Below are 15,857 nucleotides of genomic sequence, written 5' to 3'. Positions count from 1 at the left end.
TTTCCTTTTCTTTTCTAATGTACTTATGATTAGCTATCAAAACGAACTTCTTCAAGCAAATACTCGATGAAGCGTTCACCCATCTTAGATAAGCTTGTCTTTTCATGCTGGATATAAACCAGCTCAATGGGATCATCAATATCAAGTGGAATAGAGACGATATTGTCTCCGTTGAGATTACTATTGAGGATACCTGTCGCGATGGTATAACCGTCCAAACCAATCAAGAGATTGAACAAGGTCGCACGGTCACTAACCACGATGGATTTCTTGTGGTGTTCCTGTGACAAAATCTCTTCTGAGAAATAGAAGGAATTATGGGTTCCTTGGTCATAGCTCAAGTATGGGAAGTCTTCTAGGTCTGCCAACTGCACCTTTTCTTTTTGGGCAAGTGGGTTGGACTTGCTGACAAAGATATGGGGTTGGGCTGTAAAGAGGTGATGGGCAACCAGATGATTGTCATCCAACATCTTCGAAAGAACATCTCGGTTATAGCTATTTAAAAAGAGGACTCCGACTTCACTGCGGAAGTTCTTGACGTCGTCAATGATTTCCCAGGTTCTGGTTTCACGCAAAAAAAGCTCGTACTTTTCCATATCGCTTTTCTTAAGCAAGGAAACAAAGGCATTAACTACAAAGGCATAGTGCTGCGAAGACACACTAAAAAGCTCGCGATGAGCGATTGGATTCTTATAACGTTCTTCTAGGAGTTGGGTTTGCTCGACAACTTGACGGGCATAGGACAAAAACTCCATCCCATCACGTGTGAGGGTGATTCCCTTAGGATTTCGGATAAAAATCTCAATCCCCATCTCATTTTCTAGGTCACGAACTGCATTTGATAGACTGGGCTGCGTAATGAAGAGTTGCTTGGCAGCTTCATTCATCGAACCTGTCTCTACAATTTTGATAATATAGTGTAATTGTTGAATTCTCATGCTTTTATTGTACCATACTTGACGCAATATAAAAAGAACCAGTCACTGAAAGCTCTGTAGCTAAGCTTAGATGAGTGCTTTCAAATGACTTTATCTAGCACTTTAAAAAGAGGTTGAAACAATTCCAACCTCCTTTAATCTTTATTATTATACAAGCTTTTTAATCGAAACTTAGCTTCCTCTTTCCCAAAAAATGGCTAGCAAAATCATAGCCCCGAGAACTGATGGGATAATGGCTGTACCGCTTAGGCTTGGTCCCCAAGAACCAAAGATTAATTGTCCTAAAAAGGCACCAATCCAGCCGAGAAACATTTTCCCGAAGCAGCCCATGCGTTCGCCACGATTGGTGATAGCTCCTGCTAATAGTCCGATTAAAAGCCCGACAAACATACTTCCAATCATAGTTTCTCCTTAAATTGCCCAATCTCCATTGCGGAAGAGTGGTACGCGTGTTCCATCCTCACGGATACCATCGATATCCATTTGGTTAGAACCAATCATAAAGTCAACGTGAACATCTGAACGATTAAGTCCTGCAGCTTCCAGCTCTTCTTCGCTCATCTCAGCTCCACCAACAAGGCTAGTTGCGTAAGCTGCACCAATAGCCAAGTGGTTAGAAGCATTTTCATCGAAAAGGGTGTTAAAGAAGGTAATTCCTGACTGAGAAATTGGACTTGGATCTGGTACCAAGGCACATTCTCCCAAGGCACGCGCACCAGCATTCTTAAAGACAAGGTCCTTCATTACTTGATCACCCTTCTCAGCCGAAATATCAACAATTTGACCATTTTCAAAGGTCACTTTGATCCCTTCGATGATATTTCCGTTGTAGCTAAGAGGTTTTGTAGAAGTGACATAACCATCTGCACGACGGAAGTCAGGAGCTGTAAAGACTTCTTCTGTTGGCATATTTGGCAAGAATCCTTCACCTTGGGCATTGATCGCTCCGGCAGATTCCCAAACGTGGTTCTTAGGCAATCCAAGTGTCAAATCAGTTCCAGGTGCTGTGTAGTGAAGAGCTGAAAATTGCTCCTTGTTAAGCATTTCCGCCTTGCTCTTGAGGATAGCAGCATGTTCTTCCCAAGCCTTAACTGGATCTTCTTCGTAGATACGGCAAGTCTTGAAGATTTGGTCCCAAAGGAGATCCACTGCTTCTTCGTCACTCGCAGCATTTGGAAAGACTTTCTTAGCCCACTCAAGTCCAGCAGCGGCTGCTACAGTCCAGCTAACCTTGTTAGATTGAGTTGCGATACGCATTGGCTTCATGGCAATTCCCATAGCTTTAGCAGAAGCTGAAAGCTTTTCAGCATCCACTCCGTTCAAGGCACCTGGGTCAGAAGAACGAACACCGAGACGACTTGCTTTGTTTTCAAGAAGGTAGTTCATCTCAGCGATCTTGTATTCTGGCACATTGTCCAAACGCTCCATCGGCGCGTGAAGGAATTTCTCACGGTTTAAAAAGTCATCTGCCCATTGAACGATAACTTCGTGCGCTCCAAGTGCATAGGCTTCTTTGACGATTAAGTGAGCCAACTCGCGTTGCTCCACATCGATAGAGAGAGCCAAGGTATGACCAGGTTGCACGTTCACTCCGTTTGCAACCAAAAGCTTAGCATATTTTTCTAGATTTTCTTTAAAATTTGGTAAAACCATGTTGTTTCTCTTTTCTATTTTTATTTCAAATCTTTGAGCATATTTGTCTTACTCAAAATTCTTCCCTTACTAGTATATCACATATGATGTAAATTTAAAAACAAGCCTAAGAAAGCTTGTTTTTAATTAACTATCACAAAAGTCGTGTATATATCTTTCCACTTCTTTTTCCATAACTTGAATCTCACAAATACCCCATTTATCATTCTTTACCGTTACATCTGCCATCATCTGTAATTTTAAACTCTGGCGATTGAAAATTCCTTCCCACTGTTTATATTTTGCACTTGGAACTAAATTTCCAAACTTCGAATTTTGACTATCTGTAATGATACAGAGATTCCCAAAGGAGTGCAAAAATTTATCATCAATTTTTTCAACTCTTTCATCACTATTTGGATGTTGTGGAAACCAATGCTCTATAGAACGACGATATGCAAATTTAAAATCTTCAAACTTAACATCGTATGCTTTCTTTAATTCTTCACGATTTTTCCATAAAACATAATCTACAAAGTTAAAAGCATAAACAGGAATTGCACCATATTTCTTAATTCTTCTATCCTCAGTAAACAATCTTTCTTCTGCATACGTCACTGCCATTTTTTCGAGAAATTCTTTAAAATGAGCACCAAATTCTTGATCATTTAGTTCTTCAATATGTCTGAAGAGAAATTGTAAGATTTCATATAACCAACGACTGTCACGATTGGCAGTAAATGTCACAGCAAACATGGATTGAAGGAGGATAATGTTTTTGTTTAAATTGTCAAAAGTATTTTTTTGATAATTAATTCGAACATATTTCCATCCTCCATTTTCATTTCGTTGATATGTCTCATACTGAACTCGTTTGATTTGCCATTCGGTTTCATTTTCTAATTGGACATTTTTTACGATAAGCGTATCAAATATATGCTTCATAGTCAGAAGTAGTTGCCCAAATTGTTGGACCCATTCTCTATCTCGTCGTTCAATTTCAAAAATTTTCAATAATTTTTTATCATCAAATGTAGTTTCATCATTTCCTTCCATGATGAAAAAAACTTGAAGCAAAAATGTTGGAAAATCAATTACAGTCGTATAATTTGAAATATCTGCTCCATTATTTACTAAGCTACTACTTTCATATTTTGTCTGAGTAATTGTATCTAGTAAACTTCGTTGCTCAATTTTTTTTACTCTTATTTTCTCAAATACACTTTCCAATTTGAAGTTAGTAAATTCTTTACCAAAAATTTTCTCCCCCTCTTCATCAGTATTATTTGGTCTACTTCGGATTTGAAAAGTTTTTATTACCGGCTTTTCAAACTCTGCACAGGCATCCCAAATTTTTGCAAACTTTTGCGCCATTTCTTGATCTTCACCAAATTTAGACATCATTTGTGCCTTAAGGATTTCATGAGCTTCTAGTTGTTCGCCTCGAGAGTTGAAACGTTCGAAATAAAGATTCAAATCTAAATCTTTAGGAAGTATACTCCGAAAAATGATGACCTTCTCAAAAAGATAATCAACGAAAGACTTAGGATCCAATTGGCGCTCTTCTAACACTTTTTTCAATGCGTCTTTAGCATGCCCGTAGCCTCTAGTCAACTCATTTTCATCGCCCTCTAAAATTTTTTTCTTGGCAAATAAATCTTGAATATTCTTATTTGATTTCTTCCTAGCTGGGAAGGTAAGATTGATAGCTTTCAATCTATCAAAACCAAACTCATGCTTCAAAGCTAAGGCAATCAAATTAAGGGCTGTTGTCCGTTGTTGCCCATCTATGATTTTGAAAAGGTCTTTCTCTTTATAAACGACTAAATTAACAACTAATGTTCCAATATAATAATTGTCTCTTTTTTCTTGAAAAGCATCTGCTACGTCGTTCAATAACTGCTCAATTTCATCATAAGTCCAAGCAAAATTTCTCTGATAAAGAGGAATAGCATAGGTATCTTCATTTAACAAACGATTAACTGATAAGCTTATATGTGTTTCTACCATTTATCTTTTTCCTCTTCTATAATCCTATCCACAGTATAATTTTCAAATAACTCTCTATCTATCTTGATCATAAAATCATTCGGAGTGACAGCATGAGATAAAAGTTGAAATAGCTTTTGAATCTCTTTTTGTCTAAACCTTCCACCAGCAGCATAGTTCCCAACCGTCGCATCATATATGGCTTTAGATTTAACTCGAGGGTAGTAAGACCAAATAAACAAGGTCTCTACTATCTCCTTTGATAGCTCCTCTTTTCCAAATCTATCTGCGAAAAGCGAGCAAATATTTAGGAATATATTGTGACACTTGAGGTAGCGTCCTTTTGAGCTATTGTAAATGTTTAACATACCTTCTGGGTAAGCCAAATTTTGTTCTTCCTTCTCTGACTCATTAGAGAATCCTAACTTTTTATTTAAAAATTTTTTATGAACTCTAATAGTTTCATGAGCAGATTCAATATACTCAAAAAATTTACTTCCATCAATGATTGGCATAGTAATGGACATAGGGAGCTTTTCAATATGACGATACAATTCTAAGTATGGAAAGTTCTGATTCAAATCAACACCTTTAAAATCGTCAATAAAATCCTCTGTAAAACGGAGATAAGAACCATAACGCTTGTTTGTCAATCCTGTCTCTCCTCGAGACCAACGTCTCATACGAAAAAGATGTTTATCAAACAACTCTTTGAGACTTAAATCTTTATCTTCTACAAATTGCTCCCACTTTTCCACAATTCTTTCATCTTCGGAATCTTGCTTGCGAAGATGATAAGCTTTGAGCAAATCATGAGGTTCTAAAGATTTTCCACGATTATTCTGAGAATCAAATAACTGAAAGGCTTCTGATAATCGTTCTTGGGGCATAGTAATCACAGAGACAGCACAATTCTCTAATAAAAAGTTGCAAATATCTTTTGCCTCATTTTCGCCAACTAATTGAGTTAAATTTGTCCACTCATTATAATTTTCACTCGCATGATAGCAAGATATCTCTCCAAATTCAGCACTCAAGAGTTGATTAGCACCCTTATAATTCTCTAAACTATCTAATAAATGAAGAAACAAAGAAATTGAAATTAGCCGTTGCTGTCCATCGACAATATCTAAGTGTCCATCATTTTCATGCAGGATAACGGAACCAATATGATATTCCTTTTTCCCCATAGCATCTCGTAAATCATAAAAAAGATTACGGATATGTTTTCTGTTCCATTTATAAGGTCTTTGATAAGAAGGAATCCGCAAATCCCCTTCTTTCAATAGTTCTCCAACCTTTTTAGAAGTAAATTGAATACTCATTTTATCCGCCTTTATAGTATTTTAAAAAAACTACAAATTCATATGAATCTGTAGTTAAGAGTGGCTAATTCTTTTGAATAACACTTGTATTAGGAATATTTTTTGAATACTGTTCTGCTGCTTCCTTTGTCCAAAATCCTTGTGCAATCATGTTGCCAAACTGATCAATAACAATCCATTCAGTCATATCTCCATCACCTTTCTACTTATTTATTAATTATATATCAATCATTAGAGGTAGTATAGCATATAAAAATTGTAAAATCAATATTGTCTATGTAGAACATAATATTATTTTTCTCAATTTAAGACCAACTACAATAAATTTTCTATATTTGAGAATACCAGTATATAATTGCAGGAGTAAAATAGTACGATTTTTAGCAAATTTCGTTCTGTCCTGCTCATGAAAAGATAGTGTAACATTCTTCCGAACTTAGAAAATGAACAATTAAATCAATCAGTTACTGCATCTTGTAATTATGACTTTTGTTCATTTAAGATTGATAACGTTTGAATAAAAATCATTTATCCATAGTTCGCCAACCTTTTTAGAAGTAAATTGAATCTCCATTTCATCCTCATCTATATTTATCTATCATTTCTTGAATTGTTTGCTTCATATCCTCTACTAAAATCCGAGGAGACAAAACAGTAACTGCTTCCCCTTGTCCGAGTAACCATCTTTTAAGCCCAGGTGTATGCTGACTTTCAAACTTAAAATGAGTCCAGTCACCATTTTTCCCAACTATTTTTGCATTTGGAAATTGATCCATCACAATCGTCGGATCGTACAAATACTCGATTTCAATACTGATTTTCTTCCCGATAAAAGCATCTACTCTCTCATTACGAATATCACCATCTCTAAATTTATCTCGATAAGAAATAGAAGGTTTCTCTATATCACTAAGAGACCATGACTGGATACGGTCTACTCTTAAAGTAATATAAGTAGCATGTTTCAACTGGTAAACAACCAGATAGAAATAATGACTATCATAGTAAAGAGAGACTGGCAAAACAGTCTGCCTCTTAGAAGATTCAGAATAAGGTTTTTGATAGATAATGTCTAGAACCTGTTCATGCAAAATAGCTTCTGATAAATTCCAAATTTTCTCTATTCTATTTTGTTGATCCGTTAAGGGAGTATAGTTAAGTTTTTCACTGCCAATGATCTGCTCAATTTCTTTCTGGTCATCACGAGGAACTAAGGCAAGTAAATTTTTTAGTAAGCTATCAATTTCTGGTTTATTCAGTGCTCGATTTTCCAATAAAATCTTTGAAATAACGAGAATATCCTTTTTATTAAAAACTGATTTACTTGCTAAGCAATACTTATTCGTTTTACAGTTATAAAGCAAGTCTCCACTATAACTGGTGTTACTAGATAAAATATCACGGAGTAGCGAAAAATCTCTCTGTATCGTCTTTTCACTAACCTCAAATTCCTGGGCTAATTGCTTTTTTCCTAATGAAGTACCTAACTGTAAACGTAAAAAAATGTTTAGTAGTCTCTCTTGATCATTCATTTGCAGTCCTTCTTATTATTTTTCAAGCGATGTTAGACACGCTGTCATCCCCCATTTAAAACGCACAATCAAATGAGGATGAACACTTTTCAATTGATCTGGTTCAGAGTCACTAGAAAAAACCATTTGCTTATTCTTGTACTGTTGAGAATTAAAAAGATTTAAAAATTTTTCTTGAATAAGAATATCCTTTTCTCCCAATATCTGAATATCATCTACTATTAAGAGATCAAACTCCTCACTTCTAACTTTTTGTATTTCTAGCTCATTTTCTAATAAGTCTTCGGCAGAAATATATTTTACTCGCTTTTCTGGATTGTTCTCAAGAACCTTATTTCCAATTGCTTGCAGGAGATGTGTTTTACCTGAACCTGATGGTCCATAAATATAAAGGGGATTATAAAATCCTAAGTCCTCTACTACTGCTCTGGCTACTTTCTTTGCTGAATCATTACCATCATTTTCAAAAAAATTTTCAAATTGATATTTATTATTTAAGCCTGTATTGATCATCATTTAAACCTCTTTCTTTTTATGGTTTAAGTATAACAAAACAGATGGACAATATTTGTCCGTCTGTTAATTTCTATTTAAAACAAATCATCAAACAAGCTCAACTGGTTATCCTCTGGCATATTGCCGAGAATTCCCATTTCATCCATTTTTTCAACCAAGGTTGATGAGAGTCCACCACGTTTGCGGAGTTCAGTTTTAGAGAGAAATTCTCCCTCTTGACGGGCACGAACCAATTGCTTGGCAACGTTCTCTCCTAGTCCATCCATAGCGACAAACGGCGGGATAAGGGTGTCTCCATCGATGATGAATTCAGTCGCATCACTGCGATAGAGGTCTAGTTTCCCAAATTTAAAACCACGTTCCCACATCTCGTTGACAATTTCAAGAGTTGTATAGAGATCAATTTCCACATTAGAGGCTTCATTGTTCTTACGTTTTTCAGCAATTTCTTGCATCTTGCGTTTAATGGCATCCAAGCCTGCACCCATGGTCTTGATATCAAAGGCCTTAGCACGGATTGAGAAGTAAGCACAGTAATAATAAATCGGATGGTGAACCTTGAAGTAGGCCACACGAAGGGCCATCATAACGTAGGCTGCCGCATGGGCTTTAGGGAACATGTATTTGATTTTTCCACAAGATTCGATATACCACTCAGGCACATTATTGGCCTTCATGGCTTCGATATAACCATTGCGCTCTTCTTCTGAGATTTTGAGCCACAAGCCCTTACGCACTCGCTCCATGATGGTAAAGGCCATCTTAGGATCTAGACCCGCGTGCATGAGGTAAACCATGATATCATCCCGACATCCGATAACGGTTGATAAGTCCGCAATCCCAGCCTTAATCAAATCCTGGGCATTTCCCAACCATACGTCGGTACCGTGAGACAGCCCAGAAAGCTGAAGCAACTCCGCAAAGGTCGTCGGATGGGTTTCATCCACCATGCCTCGAACAAAGTTAGTTCCAAACTCTGGAATACCAAGCATACCAGTTGAAGTCCCGATTTGCTCAGCCGTCACTCCTAGGATATCTGTACCTGAGAAAAGGGCCATGACACCAGGATCATCCAGAGGAATATCATTTGGATCAATGCCTGACAAGTCCTGCAGTTTCCGAATCATGGTCGGATCATCATGACCCAGGACATCGAGCTTGAGGACGTTCTCATCAATATCGTGGAAGTTAAAGTGAGTAGTCTGCCATTCAGCAGTGACATCATCTGCAGGATACTGTACTGGAGTAAAGTCATAGACATCCATATAATTAGGGATAACAACAATTCCTCCTGGGTGCTGACCAGTCGTCCGTTTGACACCGGCAGCCCCTTGGGCAAGGCGCTCTACTTCAGCTTCTCGGTAGAATTTGCCATAGTCACGCTCGTAACCCTTGACAAATCCATAGGCGGTCTTAGCAGCCACCGTACCAACCGTTCCTGCACGGAAGGCATACTCTTCCCCAAAGATATCACGAACATCCAAGTGGGCGCTCGGTTGGTCTTCACCTGAGAAGTTCAAATCAATATCAGGTACCTTATCCCCATCAAAACCAAGGAAGGTCTCGAAAGGAATATCCTGTCCATTCTTGCTGAGCTTGTGGCCACAGTTTGGACATTCTTTATCTGGCATATCAAAGCCTGAACCGTAGGAACCATCCGTGATAAATTCACTGTACTGACACTGACCACAGACATAGTGAGGAGAGAGAGGATTGACCTCGGTAATTCCAATCATAGTCGCAACGAAACTAGATCCGACAGACCCACGGGAACCAACCAAGTAGCCTCGTTCGTTTGAACGATGCACTAGCATCTGCGAGGCCAGATAAATCACAGCAAATCCATTCCCCAGGATAGAAGTTAATTCCTTTTCAATTCGTAAATCAACGATATCTGGCAGTGGATTTCCATAAATCTCAAAAGCTTTCTTGTAGGTCAATTCGGCGACCGTTTCCTCAGCCTTGTCAATGAAAGGTGTATACAAGTCTCCTTTAACGACCTCGACAGGCTCAAAGATCTCTGCCAAGGCATTGGTATTTTCAATGACAATCTTACGAGCCAAGTCTTCTCCTAGAAAGGCAAATTCGTCCAACATTTCATTGGTCGTTCTAAAATGTGCCTTGGGTAGCGGAGCTGGTTGGGCAGCTTCTCCATGACCGATCGTTCGGTTAATCATGGCTCCCTGACCTAGACTGCGGACGATGATTTCGCGATAAATTTCATCCTCAGGTTCGATATAGTGGACATTTCCTGTCGCAAGAACTGGCTTACCAAGACGGTATCCGACCTCAATCAAGCTCTTGATGATAGTGTGGAGCTCCTCCATATCCTTGACCTGCTCTTTGGCAATCAGAGGTGCATAGATAGCAGGAGGCATGACCTCGATAAAGTCATAGTATTTAGCAACTTCGACTGCCGCATCTACCCCTTGTGACACGACTGCATCAAAGACTTCTCCTTCTGTACAAGCGGATCCCAAGATTAAACCTTCTCGATGGGCATCTAGCACCGTACGTGGAATTCGTGGAACTCCTTCAAAGTACTGGGTATTTGAGAGAGAAACCAGTTTAAAGATATTTTTCAAGCCCACCTGATTTTTCACATAGATGGTCGCATGCTTGACTCGAGCTTTTTTATAAGAATCTGGACTGATTAAATCAAGGTTCAATCTAGCCAAATCTGTCACACCATGTTTTTCTGCTACTTCTTTGATAAAGATAAAGAGAAGACGGCCAGTTGCTTCCGCATCATAGTTGGCCATGTGGTGGTGTTCTAGAGCTACACCAAAACGTTTGGTCAAGGGTCCCAAACCATGTCGCTTGTACTCTGGATAAAGATTTCTAGCGAACTCTAGCGTATCGATGACAGGCTGAGTTATTTTTGGAAGACCATGACGTTCATAATTGGCATTCATAAAACCAACGTCAAAGCTTGCATTATGGGCGACAAGAACGGTATCCTTACAAAATTCTTGGAATTCTTTCAGAACTTGAACCAAGGGTTTAGCATTTTTTACATGGTCATCCGTAATTCCAGTCAACTCAGTAGTAAAAGCTGACAAGGGATGCCCTGGATTGATAAATTCATCAAACTCAGCGATGATATTGCCCTTATACATCTTGGAAGCCGCCACCTGAATCAAGTCATTATAGATAGCAGATAGACCTGTCGTTTCTACGTCAAAGACCACATAGGTCGCTTCTGACAAGTCCATCTCCACTTCGTTATAGACGATAGGGACACGGTCTTCAACGATATTGGCTTCCATCCCATAGATCAGCTGGATACCAGCTTTCTTAGCTGCCTTATAACCATGAGGGAATGACTGCACATTGCCGTGGTCTGTGATTGCCACTGCTTTGTGGCCCCATTTTGCTGCTGTTCCAACGATTTCCTCGACCTCAGGAAGTGCATCCATGGTCGACATGTTGGTATGGGCATGAAACTCAACGCGACGCTCACCTTCTGGCATCAAGTCCTTACGTTCATAGTGAACAACTTCCTGCACATCTTGCACATTCATGGTCAAATCTCGTGTAAAATTATTGACCTCGACATTTCCTCGAACACGGAGCCAAGAATTTTTCTTGATCATGTCAAATTTCTGAGCTTCTTCTTCATTTTTAACCCATTTTTGCATGGAGAAGCTAGATGTATAGTCCGTCATCTTGAAATTAATCAAGACACGCCCCGTTCTAGTCACCTTTTGCTCAACATCAAAGACAACACCTTCAAAAACCAGACGATTTTCCTCGGTATCGACCTCGATCATTGGAGTAATCTCCGCCTTGTCAAGTTTAGGTTTTGCAGCTGCCTTCTTGGCTTGAAAATCAAAGACAGGTTTGTCCTCAACTGGAGGAGGCGGTGCCATCTGTTCTAACTGTTCCATAGCCCGAAGAGTTTCTTCATTAGCTGCTTGGATAATCATTTGATTTTCCGTCTGAAAGGCCTCTTGCTCTTCCCTCGTGAGTTCTTCATTTTTTTCTAAGATGCAAGAAAGTTTAGGAAAACCAAAAAATTCCAGCTGTTTGCTAAGATTTGGCAGATGATTTTTTCTAAAATGCTCTGTATCTGCCGCTTCAGAAGCTTCAATGATTAATTGGTCATTTTCAAAGCGAATCTTAAAATTCTGATATATAGAACGAAAACCTTGACTAGCGCAAGGACCATCCGAAAAAGCCTCTCGATAGTAGGCTTGTAAAAGTTCTCTAGAAAATTCCTGATTTCGCGTTTTTATCTCAAAACTAGCCTGATTTCCAGTTTTTGAGAATTCATCCTTCAAACCTCTTTTCAACTCTAGAAAAAGTTCAAAAGGTAAGATATTTTCAAAAACAAAACGAAACTCCCAAACTTTGCTTCGTTTATGAACAATAACTTGTTCTATTTCAGCCTGAGAGAAGGCCTCATGATTTCTCATTTCAGCGGGGATTCCCAACTGATTCATTAAAATTTCAAAAGTGGTTGACATCCATTTTCCTCACAATATACTCCTTCTATTTTACCATATTTGAGGTACTTTTTCCTATTTCTACCAAACAGAAAAAGAAGCCACAAAGTGACTTCTTTTAAAGTGACGGTGAATTAGTCTTCACCTTTGTTTTTCTTAATGATTTCTTCTTGTACTGACTTAGGTACATCTTCGTAGTGGTCAAATACCATCATAAATGTACCACGTCCTTGTGATGCAGAACGAAGAACTGTTGCGTAACCGAACATTTCAGCAAGTGGAACGTAAGCACGAACGATTTGGCTGTTACCGTGTGCTTCCATACCATCTACACGTCCACGACGAGCAGTTACGTGACCCATAACATCACCAAGGTTTTCTTCTGGAACAGTGATTGTTACAAGCATCATTGGTTCAAGGATAGCTGGTTGTGCAGTCTTAGCAGCTTCTTTAAGTGCAAGAGATGCAGCAATCTTGAAGGCAGTTTCAGATGAGTCGACATCGTGGTATGAACCATCGTAAAGCTTAGCTTTAACGTCAACCATTGGGTAACCAGCAAGAACACCGTTAGCCATAGATTCTACCAAACCTTTTTCAACCGCTGGGATAAATTCACGAGGAACCACACCACCGACGATTGCGTTTTCGAATTCGAATCCTTTTCCTTCTTCGTTTGGAGTAAATTCAATCCATACATCACCGAACTGACCTTTACCACCAGACTGACGTTTGAAGAATCCACGTGCTTGAGTAGAAGCGCGGAATGTTTCACGGTAAGATACTTGAGGAGCACCTACGTTCGCTTCAACTTTGAACTCACGACGCATACGGTCAACAAGGACGTCAAGGTGAAGCTCACCCATACCAGAGATAACTGTTTCACCAGTTTCAACGTTAGTTTCAACGCGGAATGTTGGATCTTCTTCAGCCAATTTTTGAAGGGCGATACCCATCTTATCTTGGTCTGCTTTAGATTTAGGCTCAACCATCAATTGGATAACTGGTTCTGGAACGTTGATTGACTCAAGGATGATTTTAGCTTTTTCATCTGTCAATGAGTCACCAGTTGTAGTGTCTTTCAAACCAACGGCAGCAGCGATATCACCTGAGTAAACAGTGTCGATTTCTTGACGGCTGTTAGCGTGCATTTGAAGGATACGTCCGATACGTTCACGTTTACCTTTAGAAGTGTTCAAGACGTAAGAACCTGATTGAAGAACACCTGAGTAAACACGGAAGAATGTCAAACGACCTACGAATGGGTCAGTCATGATCTTGAAGGCAAGAGCTGCAAATGGCTCTTCGTCAGATGCTGGACGAGTTTCTTCTTCTTCTGTATCTGGGTTGATACCTTTGATCGCTGGGATATCAAGTGGGCTTGGAAGGTAGTCAATAACCGCATCAAGCATCAATTGAACACCTTTGTTCTTGAAGGCAGAACCACACAATACTGGGAAGAATTCAACATTGATAGTCGCTTTACGGATACCAGCTTTCAATTCTTCGTTAGTGATTTCTTCACCTTCGAGGTATTTCATCATCAATTCTTCGTCAGTTTCAGCAACTGCTTCGATCAATTTTTCACGGTACTCTTGAGCTTGGTCAAGGTATTCAGCTGGAATATCTTCTTCAAGGATATCTGTACCAAGGTCGTTAGTATAGATTTCAGCTTTCATCTTGATCAAGTCGATGATTCCACGGAAGTCATCTTCAGAACCGATTGGCAATTGAATTGGGTGTGCGTTAGCTTGAAGACGATCATGAAGAGTGCTTACTGAGTAAAGGAAGTCAGCACCGATTTTGTCCATTTTGTTGGCAAATACGATACGTGGAACTCCGTACTCAGTTGCTTGACGCCAAACTGTTTCAGTTTGAGGCTCAACACCTGATTGTGAGTCAAGAACTGTAACCGCACCGTCCAATACACGAAGAGAACGTTGTACTTCGATTGTGAAGTCCACGTGTCCTGGTGTGTCGATGATGTTTACGCGGTGGTTGTTCCATTGAGCTGTTGTCGCAGCAGATGTGATAGTGATACCACGTTCTTGCTCTTGCTCCATCCAGTCCATTTGTGACGCACCTTCGTGAGTTTCACCGATTTTGTGGATTTTACCAGTGTAGTAAAGGATACGCTCAGTTGTAGTTGTTTTACCAGCATCGACGTGAGCCATGATACCGATATTACGAGTTTTTTCAAGTGAAAATTCGCGTGCCATGAGGTTTGTTTCTCCTATATTTTTTATTTCTATTCTATTATAACACGATTTAATAAAAACGGATAGGCAGGACCCACCCGTTCTCAATGTTTTCATGTTATTGTTGGTTTCAACTTACGAAATGGTAAGTTGAGTTATAGCTAAGAGCTGACCGAGCTAAATTGAACCCGGGCTAAAGTTAGTTAGCCGATTTGAGCCGGAACGGGATGCTGTGTGAAAAAGATAAACTTCCTTGTATTCGTCGAATACTGCGTCAGTTTCCTATTTTCACTTTGCATCCTTGCCGTTCCTAGCATCATGATTTTACCAACGGAAGTGTGCGAAGGCACGGTTAGCTTCAGCCATACGGTGAGTGTCTTCACGTTTCTTAACTGCTGCACCAGTGTTGTTAGCAGCGTCCAAGATTTCTTTTGCAAGACGGTCTTGCATTGTGTGTTCACCACGAAGGCGAGCGATTGTTACCAACCAACGAAGTCCAAGTGTTGTACGACGTTCTGGACGAACTTCAACTGGGACTTGGTAGTTAGAACCACCAACACGACGTGCACGTACTTCAAGTACAGGCATGATGTTTTCCATAGCTGTTTCAAATACTTCAAGTGCATCGTTACCAGTAACTTCTTTGATTTGTTCAAAAGCACCGTAAACGATTGAAGCAGCTGTACCACGTTTACCGTCAAGCATAACGCGGTTGATAAGACGAGTAACTAATTGTGAATTGTAAAGCGGATCTGGCAATACGTCACGTTTTGGAGCTCTATTTTTACGACTCATTTCTCTTTATCCCCTTTCCTTATGCTTTTTTCGGACGTTTAGTACCGTATTTAGAACGGCCTTGTTTACGATCGTTAACACCTGCAGTATCAAGTGCACCACGGACGATATGGTAACGTACCCCTGGAAGGTCTTTTACACGTCCACCGCGAAGAAGCACCACGCTGTGCTCTTGCAAGTTGTGTCCGATACCTGGGATGTAGGCAGTAACTTCGATAAGGTTGCTCAAACGTACACGAGCAAATTTACGAAGGGCAGAGTTAGGTTTTTTAGGTGTCATTGTTCCAACACGAGTTGCAACACCACGTTTTTGTGGTGAAGAAACGTTTGTTTGAACTTTTTTATGACTGTTGTAACCAACGTTCAAAGCTGGTGATTTAGATTTTTCTACTTTTGATTTACGCGGTTTGCGAACCAATTGGTTAATTGTAGGCATCTACATTCTCCTGTGTTTTTTTTATTTTTGGTGATGATACACTTGGTGACA

At 39.5% G+C, this 15,857-nt stretch carries 12 protein-coding genes; all 12 read right to left on the bottom strand.

Annotated features, from left to right (window positions below; translation table 11 throughout):
* Nucleotides 1–29 precede the first annotated feature (29 nt).
* Nucleotides 30–938 (bottom strand): LysR family transcriptional regulator, encoded by a 909-nt coding sequence (locus tag M1R56_RS04980; RefSeq protein ID WP_248034816.1) that lies wholly within the window; start codon nucleotides 936–938, stop codon nucleotides 30–32.
* Nucleotides 939–1,109: 171 nt separating this feature from the next.
* Nucleotides 1,110–1,340, bottom strand: coding sequence for a GlsB/YeaQ/YmgE family stress response membrane protein (locus tag M1R56_RS04975; RefSeq protein WP_049504434.1), 231 nt, complete (start codon nucleotides 1,338–1,340; stop codon nucleotides 1,110–1,112).
* A 9-nt stretch (nucleotides 1,341–1,349) separates the two neighbouring features.
* Nucleotides 1,350–2,591, bottom strand: a complete 1,242-nt coding sequence (locus M1R56_RS04970) for an aminopeptidase (RefSeq protein ID WP_248034815.1) — start codon at nucleotides 2,589–2,591, stop codon at nucleotides 1,350–1,352.
* A 126-nt stretch (nucleotides 2,592–2,717) separates the two neighbouring features.
* Nucleotides 2,718–4,580: a DUF262 domain-containing protein gene (locus M1R56_RS04965; RefSeq protein ID WP_248034814.1), complete on the bottom strand. Its 1,863-nt coding sequence runs from the start codon at nucleotides 4,578–4,580 to the stop codon at nucleotides 2,718–2,720.
* On the bottom strand, nucleotides 4,574–5,884 hold the full coding sequence (locus M1R56_RS04960) for a DUF262 domain-containing protein (RefSeq protein ID WP_248034813.1): 1,311 nt from the start codon (nucleotides 5,882–5,884) through the stop codon (nucleotides 4,574–4,576). The genes M1R56_RS04965 and M1R56_RS04960 overlap by 7 nt, the downstream gene beginning before the upstream one ends.
* Nucleotides 5,885–5,948: 64 nt before the next feature.
* Complete coding sequence (locus M1R56_RS10055) at nucleotides 5,949–6,071, bottom strand: hypothetical protein (protein WP_257375148.1); 123 nt, start codon at nucleotides 6,069–6,071, stop codon at nucleotides 5,949–5,951.
* 394 nt (nucleotides 6,072–6,465) lie between these two features.
* Nucleotides 6,466–7,416, bottom strand: a complete 951-nt coding sequence (locus M1R56_RS04955; protein ID WP_248034812.1) for a WYL domain-containing protein — start codon at nucleotides 7,414–7,416, stop codon at nucleotides 6,466–6,468.
* Nucleotides 7,417–7,431: 15 nt separating this feature from the next.
* Entirely contained in the window at nucleotides 7,432–7,932 is a 501-nt protein-coding gene (locus M1R56_RS04950) for a DnaA/Hda family protein (protein ID WP_248034811.1), read from the bottom strand.
* Between the two features lie 74 nt (nucleotides 7,933–8,006).
* Entirely contained in the window at nucleotides 8,007–12,401 is a 4,395-nt protein-coding gene (locus M1R56_RS04945) for a PolC-type DNA polymerase III (protein ID WP_248034810.1), read from the bottom strand.
* Nucleotides 12,402–12,514: 113 nt separating this feature from the next.
* Complete coding sequence (gene fusA / locus M1R56_RS04940) at nucleotides 12,515–14,596, bottom strand: elongation factor G (protein ID WP_223338321.1); 2,082 nt, start codon at nucleotides 14,594–14,596, stop codon at nucleotides 12,515–12,517.
* 303 nt (nucleotides 14,597–14,899) lie between these two features.
* Complete coding sequence (rpsG, locus tag M1R56_RS04935; protein WP_000087876.1) at nucleotides 14,900–15,370, bottom strand: 30S ribosomal protein S7; 471 nt, start codon at nucleotides 15,368–15,370, stop codon at nucleotides 14,900–14,902.
* 19 nt (nucleotides 15,371–15,389) lie between these two features.
* A complete protein-coding gene (rpsL, locus tag M1R56_RS04930) occupies nucleotides 15,390–15,806 on the bottom strand; it encodes a 30S ribosomal protein S12 (RefSeq protein ID WP_001142333.1) in 417 nt (138 codons plus the stop codon).
* Nucleotides 15,807–15,857: the final 51 nt, after the last annotated feature.

The sequence above is a fragment of the Streptococcus sp. oral taxon 431 genome, from assembly GCF_023115445.1.
Classification (GTDB): domain Bacteria; phylum Bacillota; class Bacilli; order Lactobacillales; family Streptococcaceae; genus Streptococcus.
Note: the sequence above shows the minus strand (reverse complement) of the source record. Positions and strands in the feature narration are given on the sequence as shown.